The sequence below is a fragment of the Nocardioides phosphati genome, assembly GCF_014646375.1.
In the GTDB taxonomy this organism is placed as follows: domain Bacteria; phylum Actinomycetota; class Actinomycetes; order Propionibacteriales; family Nocardioidaceae; genus Nocardioides; species Nocardioides phosphati.
Genome location: NZ_BMNI01000011.1, coordinates 61,738 through 70,785, shown reverse-complemented (window position 1 = coordinate 70,785; position 9,048 = coordinate 61,738). Strand labels below are relative to the sequence as shown.

At 70.4% G+C, this 9,048-nt stretch carries 9 protein-coding genes; 8 read left to right on the top strand and 1 reads right to left on the bottom strand.

What is annotated here, in order from left to right:
• Window positions 1–167 precede the first annotated feature (167 nt).
• The 8 genes from IEX47_RS15940 (at window position 168) to IEX47_RS15905 (ending at window position 6,414) form a co-directional block, all read left to right on the top strand.
• The gene (locus IEX47_RS15940; RefSeq protein WP_229662933.1) at window positions 168–809 is read left to right on the top strand and encodes a DUF6230 family protein; all 642 of its coding nucleotides are present in this window, start codon (window positions 168–170) and stop codon (window positions 807–809) included.
• A 115-nt stretch (window positions 810–924) separates the two neighbouring features.
• Entirely contained in the window at window positions 925–1,401 is a 477-nt protein-coding gene (locus IEX47_RS15935) for a DUF6114 domain-containing protein (RefSeq protein WP_188785007.1), read from the top strand.
• Complete coding sequence (locus tag IEX47_RS15930) at window positions 1,398–2,147, top strand: DUF6230 family protein (RefSeq protein WP_188785006.1); 750 nt, start codon at window positions 1,398–1,400, stop codon at window positions 2,145–2,147. Before IEX47_RS15935 ends, IEX47_RS15930 begins: the two co-directional genes overlap by 4 nt.
• The gene (locus IEX47_RS15925) at window positions 2,144–2,593 is read left to right on the top strand and encodes a DUF6114 domain-containing protein (RefSeq protein WP_229662932.1); all 450 of its coding nucleotides are present in this window, start codon (window positions 2,144–2,146) and stop codon (window positions 2,591–2,593) included. The genes IEX47_RS15930 and IEX47_RS15925 overlap by 4 nt, the downstream gene beginning before the upstream one ends.
• Complete coding sequence (locus tag IEX47_RS15920; RefSeq protein WP_188785005.1) at window positions 2,590–3,327, top strand: hypothetical protein; 738 nt, start codon at window positions 2,590–2,592, stop codon at window positions 3,325–3,327. The genes IEX47_RS15925 and IEX47_RS15920 overlap by 4 nt, the downstream gene beginning before the upstream one ends.
• Window positions 3,327–4,025, top strand: coding sequence for a DUF6230 family protein (locus IEX47_RS15915; protein WP_188785004.1), 699 nt, complete (start codon window positions 3,327–3,329; stop codon window positions 4,023–4,025). Before IEX47_RS15920 ends, IEX47_RS15915 begins: the two co-directional genes overlap by 1 nt.
• A 143-nt stretch (window positions 4,026–4,168) precedes the next feature.
• Entirely contained in the window at window positions 4,169–5,515 is a 1,347-nt protein-coding gene (locus IEX47_RS15910; protein ID WP_188785003.1) for a DUF445 domain-containing protein, read from the top strand.
• Complete coding sequence (locus IEX47_RS15905; RefSeq protein ID WP_229662931.1) at window positions 5,512–6,414, top strand: Abi-alpha family protein; 903 nt, start codon at window positions 5,512–5,514, stop codon at window positions 6,412–6,414. Before IEX47_RS15910 ends, IEX47_RS15905 begins: the two co-directional genes overlap by 4 nt.
• 292 nt (window positions 6,415–6,706) lie before the next feature.
• On the opposite strand, the gene IEX47_RS15900 is transcribed toward IEX47_RS15905, so the two are convergent.
• Window positions 6,707–8,929, bottom strand: coding sequence for a S8 family serine peptidase (locus tag IEX47_RS15900; RefSeq protein WP_188785002.1), 2,223 nt, complete (start codon window positions 8,927–8,929; stop codon window positions 6,707–6,709).
• Between the last annotated feature and the right edge of the window lie 119 nt (window positions 8,930–9,048).

Below are 9,048 nucleotides of genomic sequence, written 5' to 3'. Positions count from 1 at the left end.
AGGATTCACCCGGTGGCCGCGCCTACGTTGGAGGCACGCGCTCACTCAGGACGTCGTACACCACTCTGCTGGACTCCACTCGCGCCGCCTCGTGCGGCTGCTGTTGCCTGCCCTCGTGAGTGCGGGGGAGGTCATGTTCCTGGGAGGGAAACATGAAGGAAAAGGGAATGGGCCGCGTTCGGCTCGGCCGTTTCGCCGCGATCACGGTGCCTGCCACCGTCGTCTCGGTGGGCCTGGGTGTGGCGATGCTGCAGGGCGCGGTCTCCGCGTCGCTCAGCTCGACCAACCCGTTCAAGGTCACGGCGGCCTCCGGCTCCGGCTCGGGCGTGGAGCTCTCGCTCCGCGCTGCCCAGGCCGCGGCCTCACAGACCGACGCAACGTCTGCTGACAAGCAGTCCGCGTTCGTCACGCTGACCAACGGCACGGTCAACAACGTGTGCCTCGCAGCGAACCAGCCGACCGGTCTTCCGGTCATCTCGAACATCGGGCTGAAGATCCAGCTCCCGGGTTCGGTCGCACTCGGCAACTCCGTGGACCTCAACGCGCAGGGCGTGACCACGGACGCCACCCTGAAGAACGTCAGCGTGGGTGTGGCCCAGCAGGAGCTCAACCACCAGTCGACGGTCACCAACGGCGCCAACATGGGCGGCTTCGGCATCGAGTCCGGCCAGTCGGCCGGCGGTACCGCGGGTGACACCAGCAACGTCGCGCTCAACAACGTCAACGCCGACGTCTTCCAGGTCAACCTGGCGTCGATCGGCCTGACCGGCGTGACCCTCACGCCGACCACCGGCACGGCGACCTGCTGAGCCTGACCCGCTGACCGCGTCGGCGTCGGGGCCCGAGGGCCCTCGACCGCCCCGGCGCCGGCGTGGTCGCCATCCGTCCCCGGGAGGGGGACGCGTCCTTGGGAGGGGACACACCATGACCAACACGACTGCTCGATCCTCACGGCCCGCTCGCCTGCGGCACGCCGCCTACCGCTACCTCAAGAGCCGCCCCACCGCGGGCTGCCTGCTGCTCGCCGCCGGCGGCTGGTTCGTCCTCCGCCCCGTCGTCGCCAGCACCTTCAACTTCCTCGCCTACCTCGGCGTGGGTGGCGCCCAGATCTACATCCTCGGTGGCGGCATGATCGCCGCGGCGCTGGTCGCCTTCTTCGCCCCCGCCCAGCGCCACTTCCCGGCGCTCATGGCGATGGCGTTCTCGATCGCGTCGCTGCCGCTCGCCAACCTCGGCGGCTGGCTGATCGGCATGGTGCTCGGCATCATCGGCAGCGGCATGGTCTTCGCCTGGACGCCGTACTCCGACGCCCACCTCGCCCGGATCGAGGAGAAGCGCACCCGTCGCTTCGAGCGCCGGCAGGCGAAGGGCAAGCAGGTCAAGGGCCTGGCAGCGGCATGAGGCGCAGCAAGACCCTCCGCTCCCGCCTCACCGAGGCCGTACGCCGGCGGCGCGAGGCCGTCCGTGAGGCGTCCGGTGCGATGGTGGCCCGGGCCGAGGAAGGCCCGCGCCGGGGCACCCGCAAGGTGCGCGCAGGCGTGGTCTCCGCGGCCGCGCTCGCGGGTCTCGCCGGCATGTTCATGGGCGTCAGCCAGAACGTCCTCGCGGTCAACTTCACGACCGCCAACACGACGTACAAGGTCTACACGGACAAGGTCTCGGGCCTCAACGCGGCCGGCTACATCAACACCCAGGACCTCTACGGCTCCACCGACGACGCGGTCGCGCAGCTCGGCTTCAAGACCGCGACGCTCAACGGCCTCTGTGCGATCGCGAAGCAGACGCTGCCGGTCATCGGCGATGTCTCCCTGCTGGTCACCGCGGGGGAGCCGGTCGACGGCACGATCACCAACCCGACGGGCCAGGCGATCAACGCCCAGCAGCTCTACCTCGCGTCCGACAACCTGTCGGGCACCGGCGACCAGATCGCCAAGCTGACCCTCGGGCAGTCGGCGGACACGCTGATGATGGACACGCTGCCGTTCGCCGGCACGCCGGGCGCCTTCGGCCTGCAGGCCCAGACGCTCAACGTCTCCAACCTCGACGCGGACTCCTACGGCATCGACCTCCAGGGCCAGATCAACCTGCCCAGCCTCAAGATCCGGGTCCTGCCCGGCGCCAAGACGAAGGCGGACTGCCTCTCATGAACATGATCGCGTCGACCGACAGGCTCGGTCCCAACCGTCGCATCCCCGGGACCCGCGCCGTCCGCTGGTTCCGTGCCTACCGGCGTACGCGTCCGTTCTGGGGCGCGCTCTGGCTCGCTGTCGGCGGGCTGGTGGTCGTGAAGTTCAACAGCTACCCGCTGGGGCTGGCGATGACGGGCGGCTTCAACCGCAGCGCTGGCTACATCCTGGGTGGCGCCATGGTGCTCTTCGCCGGCGTCGCGCTGGTCTCGCCGCTCTACGCGCGGCTGGTCGGCGTCCTCGGGATCCTGGCAGCGATGGCGGCGTTCATCGGGTCGAACTTCGGTGGCTTCCTGGTCGGCAGCGTCCTCGGCATCGTCGGTGGCGCGATGGTCTGGGGCTGGGGCGAGCTCGCGCCGTCGCGCCCGGCGGGCAGCCGCGTGGCGCCGGCCGGGTCGGAGGCGTGACCGGTGCCGGGCGGCGGTGGCAGCGGGTCTGGGTCCTGCTGGGCGTGCTCACCGTCGTCCTTGCCCTGACGCTCTGGCCGGACTCGCCGCGCGAGGCCGCCCGGGCGGCGCAGGCGTGCGGAGCCGGTGACGTCAACCGCGCGACGCTCACCACGAAGGGCGGCGTGACGCTGCACCCGTGCCTCTCGAAGGTCACGACCGTGATGACGGTTCCGCGCACCCAGACGTCGAGCCTCGGCTGCGGCACCCTCTTCCTGCAGCCCTGCTACGAGATCAAGTGGCACATCACGGCCGTCAGCAAGACCGCCAACCAGACCCTGAAGTACGCCGACGGCACGACCGAGTCAGGGCTCTACCGGCTCACCTTCCAGCAGTTCCAGATCGACAAGTCCGCGACGCTCGCGACGTCGGGCGGGTCGGGCTACACGACGACGCTGGTGCCGGACACGAGCGCCAAGCTGGGCAACGCGAGCGGCCAGACCATCAACACGGACCTGTGGGTCACCGCCGACAGCACAATCAACCTGAGCTTCCTCACCTTCAGCTGCAACGACAACGTGCGGCCGGACAACGGGCTCTGGACCCTCGCCGACGTGTTCATCGACGTCAGCGCCGGTGGCTGCGGCATGAACCTCAAGATCCGGTACGCCGTCACCACGTCGTCCGGAGCCAACGGCGAGATCACGGGCGCCTACTCGGTCAACCTCCCCAACACCCTGCTGACGGTGTCCTGATGGCGAGGCGACGCTGGGGCTCGGCGTACGGCACGAGGTGGCGGCAGGCGATGCCGCTCATGCTCGTCGCCTTCGCGGTGATGGGCGGGATGGTGACGCTGCTGCGGCAGGACGTCCTGGCCGCAGTGGTGACCTACCAGGGCACCACCGCGAAGTTCAGCAGCGGACGGGTGAGCGGGCAGGACATCGGCTTCGGCATGGCCCAGGTGGACGTCGCGGGCGTGGGCACGCGCAACGTCCTCGCGGCCGGCTTCGCCACGGGCACGCTCGACGGCCTGTGCGTCTCCCAGGTGCAGACCCTGCCGGTCATCGGCGACGTCGTGATCAAGCTGACCGCGGGCGACGGCAACAGCACCACCCGCGAGATCAGCGCGACCAACGTCCAGCTCGACATCACCCAGCTGCGCGGCTCGGGCACCGGCATCAACCTGGACGGTCGCGTGCAGATCGGCATGGCCAGCCAGGACGTCACCACGCTCGCCGGCGTCGACAACCCGCTCGGTGCGCCGACCGGCACCGGCTGGTGGGGCATCGATGCGACCGCGGGCGACATCTTCAGCGCCAAGGGCTACCTGTACGACGCGGAGATCGGCGGCCCGATCTCGCTGCCCGGGCTGCGGATCAGCGTGACGCCGAAGGCGGCCGGCGGCACGGAGTGCTGGTCGACGCCCGGCGACGCGACGCCGGTGCCGCACTGAGGAAAGGGCTGGACAGTGTCCCTTTCCGCCCGTTATCCGGATTGATGGTGACCAATGGGTAGCAACCGTTACCCTCAGCACACAAGTGACGGAATCCACAGGGTGGTCGAGAACCCTGGACGTCGTGGGGCTAGGTGGTAGGCGTGTCGCTCGAGGGCTTCTGGGACTGGTTCTCCCAGCGTGACTGGCTGTTGAGTCACCTGAACACGCCCATGGAGTGGTTCGCGTTCGCGTCGATCCCGCTCTTCACGGCGATCATCGGCTGGCTGATCAACTGGACCGGCCTGATCATGCTCTTCTACCCGGTCAACTTCCACGGCTTCACCGTGCCCGGCCTCAAGGACATCGCGCGCCTGCTGCCGCACAAGCTGCAGGAGGTGCCGGGCATCCTGCACGGCGGCCTGGGCTGGCAGGGCATCGTCCCCGCCCGCGCCGCCAAGATGGGCTCGATCGCCGTCGACAAGGCGATCGCCAAGCTCGGCACGCCGGCGGAGTTCTACCAGCAGCTCGAGCCGGACAAGATCGCCGAGCACATCGTCACCATGTTCGCGCCCGACATCCCGATGATCGTCGAGGAGGTCATGCTCGCCAACAACCCGGCGTTCTGGCGTGACCTGCCGGCCGCCGGCAAGCGCGCGATCATCGCCCGGGTCCAGGCCCAGCTGCCGGGTGTCGTCAACTCGATCACCGACGAGATCGGTGTCCACATCGACCAGCTGCTCGACCCGAAGATCATGGTCATCGACCACTTCCGGAAGAACCCGGGCCTGGTCATCAAGGTCTTCAAGGACATCGGCCAGCGCGAGCTCAACCTGATGGTCGCCTTCGGCTTCATCTTCGGCTTCGCGCTCGGCATCCCGGTGGCCTTCATCGACCACTGGTTCCACACCTGGTGGATGCTGCCGGTCCTCGGCATCGGGGTCGGCTGGATCACCAACGCCCTCGGCATGTGGCTGATCTTCGAGCCGACCGAGCCCAAGCGCTACTTCGGCATCAAGTTCCACGGCCTCTTCCTGCGCCGCCAGGACCAGGCTGCCGAGGTCTACGCCGGCATCATCGCCGACGACGTCATCACCCTCGAGCGCATCGGCGACTTCCTCATGGACGGTCCCCGCGGCGACCGGACCCGGCAGATGCTGGCCACCGCCATGGCTCCGGCCATCGACAAGGCCGCCGGCCCGATCCGCGGCGCGGCCCGCATCGCGCTCGGTGCCCGCGCCTACGACTCGATCAAGGTCGGCTTCGCCCAGGAGGCCGTCGGCCGCACGATCACCCCGTTCAAGGACGAGGAGTTCTCGCGCCAGCAGTCGGGCAAGATCCGCACGCTGATCGCGGCCCGCACCAAGGAGCTCCCGTCGCGTGACTTCGTCGAGATGATGCGCTCAGCCATCAAGGAAGACGAGTGGATGCTCTACGCTCATGGCGCGATCATGGGCGCCGCGGGCGGCCTGATCCACTACGGGATCTTCGTCGGATTGGTGGGCTCGTGAGCAACAACCTTCCTGAGCGGGCCTCGGCTTCGGAGCTCGCCACCCCGCGCATGGACGCCCTTCCGGGCCTGGTCCGGCTCGCGGCGACCTCCTGGCTGCGCACGGCCGAGTGGAGCGTCGTCGCCGGTGTGCGCACGACCCGCAAGGTCCTCTCCGTGGCGACCAACCCCGCCAGCGCCCTCGACCTGGTCGCGGGCGTCGCCCAGGCCGGCTCGATCTTCGGCGACGTCGCCAAGGCGGTCGGCAGCGGTGTCTCGCTGCCGCAGGCCGTCATCCAGGTGAGCGCCTCGCTCGGCGGCGGGGCCAACGGCTCGGCCCCGGCCATCGGCGCCCCGCAGGCTGCTGCTGCGCGCCGTGAGATCGAGATCCAGCAGTCGCTGCGCGAGCAGGGGCAGGCGCTGCTGGCCCGCTCCCGCGACGTGTGGAACACCGAGCAGGGCCACCCGGCGTACTCCCGGATCCCGTCGGAGATGGCGCCCGACGAGGGCCGCATCCTGCTGCTCCTGCTCCGCGGTGGCCCGCAGCCGGCGGTCGACGTCCGCACCGGCGGCGCGATCGGCATGGTGAGCTCGCAGCTCATCGCGCCGGGCCTCAACATGATCGGCCCGCGGGCCGGCGTGCGCTACCTCGACCAGGTGCCGTCGTACCTCAACAACCTCTTCCGCCTGGGCCTGATCTGGTTCTCGCGCGAGCAGCTGCGCGACCCGCTCGAGTACCAGGTCGTCGAGGCACAGCCCGACGTCCTCGCCGCGATGCACTCGGTGCGCTCGCACAAGGTGGTCCGGCGCTCGATCCACCTCACGCCGTTCGGTGAGGACTTCTGCCGCACCTGCCTGCTCGAGCCCAACGAGGACATCTCCGCGCTCCCCGAGCACCAGGCTCCGCAGGATCTCGACTGACCCCGTCGTACGCCGCGTGAACGGCCGCCTCAGCGGTCGTCGTCGCGGGTGCGCGCCTGCTCGGCGGTGTGCTGGAGCACGGCTCCGGCCACGCCCAGCACGACCAGCATGGCGACGACGTAGATGACCATGGGGCCACGGTCGCACGCGCCGGGCACGTGGCGTGCCGGTTTCGCGAGATTGGAGAGGAGCGGGATCCCCTCGCCCTCGTCTTCGCCGGCGTCCGCGCACTGGCTGACGCGACTGCGCCCCGGCTGCTGGGAGCAGCCGGGGCGCAGTCGTCTGTCGGTCCCTACTTGATGAAGGCGTAGAGCGCCGCGTGCGCGACCTCCGTGCCGCCGCTGCTGACGCGCAGCATGGCCTGGTGGTCACCCTTGCCGGCTCCGCGTGCGGCCGTCATCGTCACCGGCACGGTGGCGCTCGCGCCGGGTGCCAGCGAGAGGCTGCTGGTGCCCACCGTGAAGCTGACGCCGCTGCCCGTGGTCGAGTCGACGGCCAGGGAGTACGTCGCGGCCGAGCTGCCCAGGTTGGTCACCGTGATGCTTCGGGTCAGGCTCACGCCCGAGCCCGCCGCGGTGGAGCCGAAGCTGGTGCTCACCGGACCGAGTGCGACCTTCGCGTTGACCGCGCTGAGGAGGTTCTCCCGGCCGGCGCCGACGATGTTGACGTCGTCGACGACCTTGGTGCCCGTCGCGTAGTCCTTCAGCACCCCCTGGTCGGCGGTGTTCACGATCGCCGAGCGGACCTGTGCCGCCGACCAGCCGGGGTGTGCCCCGACGAGGACGGCCGCCGAGCCGGCCAGGTGCGGCGTGGCCATCGACGTGCCCTGGAAGAAGGCCCAGCACGGCGGTGCGTCGCAGAAGCTCGCCGGGATCGAGCTCAGCACGTTGACGCCCGGGGCGACGACGTCGGGCTTCACCCGGTAGTCGGCGTCGGTCGGGCCCTGGCTGGAGAAGCCGGCCATGATGTCGACGTTCGAGCTGTGGATGTACGACGTCGTGGCGCCGATGGTGCCCGAGACGCCGTCCGCGGCGGCCAGCGACGAGCGGTCCGCCAGCGAGGCCATGTACGCCGGGATCGTGGGCTGGTCGGCGGTGCCGTCGGTGCCCATCGACACCGGGTCGCCCGCGACGTTGTTGACCACGATCGCAGCAGCGGCTCCGGCGGCCTGGGCGTTGCGGATCTTGACCGTGAAGGCGCAGCTGCCGCGCGAGACGACCGCGATCGAGCCGGTCAGCGAGCCGGCAGGAAGCGCCGCACACGCGTCGCCGAGACCACCGATCGAGCCCGTCACCACCCCGATCGGGGCGGTCAGGTCGCTGTCGACGGTGGCGAAGTCGCCGGCGCCGAGCCCGGTCGAGCTGCTGCCGTAGCTGAACGGGGCGCCGACGAAGTGCGGCACCGTCGAGGCACCGGCGGTCAGGGCCCGCTCCGCGGAGCCGGGGGACTCCACGGTGTAGTGGCCGGGGCCGCTGTTGCCGGCCGCGACCGCGACGACCATGTTGGCCCGGTCGAGGCCGTCGATCGCGACGGTCAGGAGGTCGTCGATGCCGTGAGCGTCGCCGCCCAGGCTCATGTTCGCGACGTCCATGCCGTCGGCGTAGGCCTGCTCGAGCGCGTCGAGGATGTCCTCGCTGCGCGCGTCGTCGACGGCGCCCGGGAAGATGTTGTAGTTGCCGAGCTGGGCCGCGGGAGCGACGCCGGAGACGCCGTACGGGATGGCGGCTCCGTTGACCTCGGCCGGGGTGTCGAGGTCGCAGGCGACCGTGCCGGCGACGTGCGTGCCGTGCTCCTGCTTGGCCTCGGGGGTGTAGCCGCTGACCTTGGCCTTGTTGTTGAAGACCCGGGCCACGACCACCTTGTTGTTGGTGAAGCGGGTGTCGCCGAGCTGGCGCGTGGCGGGGAAGCCGGCGTCGGAGAAGCAGGGGTGCGTCACGTCGATGCCGGTGTCGACGATCGCGACCTTCACGCCGCGACCGGCGCCGGCCGAGCCGCCGACCTGGGCGGTCTGCCAGGCCGCCTGCGCGGAGATGATGGAGAGGTCCGGGTCGTTGTCGTCGCTGGGGCGGTAGGTGCCCTCGGGCTGCGCGGAGCGGACGCCGGGAGCGCCGGCGAGCGTCGCGAGGGGAGTGCCGTTGAGCCGGACGGCAACCGCGTTGAGCGCGATGTCGTACTCGCCGGTGACCCGTGCGGCAGGTGCGTGGGTGCGCAGCCAGTCCTTGAACGCGGCGCGCTGCTTGGCCAGCTGCGCCCGCTGGTTGCGGACGGCGCTGCTGGCGAAGTCGATCCGGTGACCGGCTGCGGGCCGGGTGCTGGACGCGGTGCTGAGCGGCGCGGCCGTGAGCTGGACGATCGCGCTGGACCGGTCGGGCGAGGCGACGGTCGAGGTGTCGCCTCCCGTGCTGCCGGGCGGAGCGGACGGCTGCGGACTTGCCGCTGCCGGCGCCAGGGTGATCGCGAGGGCCGCGGATGCGGCGGCGAGGACGGCGACCGGGTTGCGGTGCTGCGGTGACATGGACCCTCCGGAATGGTGGTGGTTGGCTCCCCCGAGGCCGGCGACGCGTGCATGGGCCAGGGTGTGGCCACGGCACGCCAGTCGTTCGCCGGTTGATTGCAGCATGCACCCGCGCATGG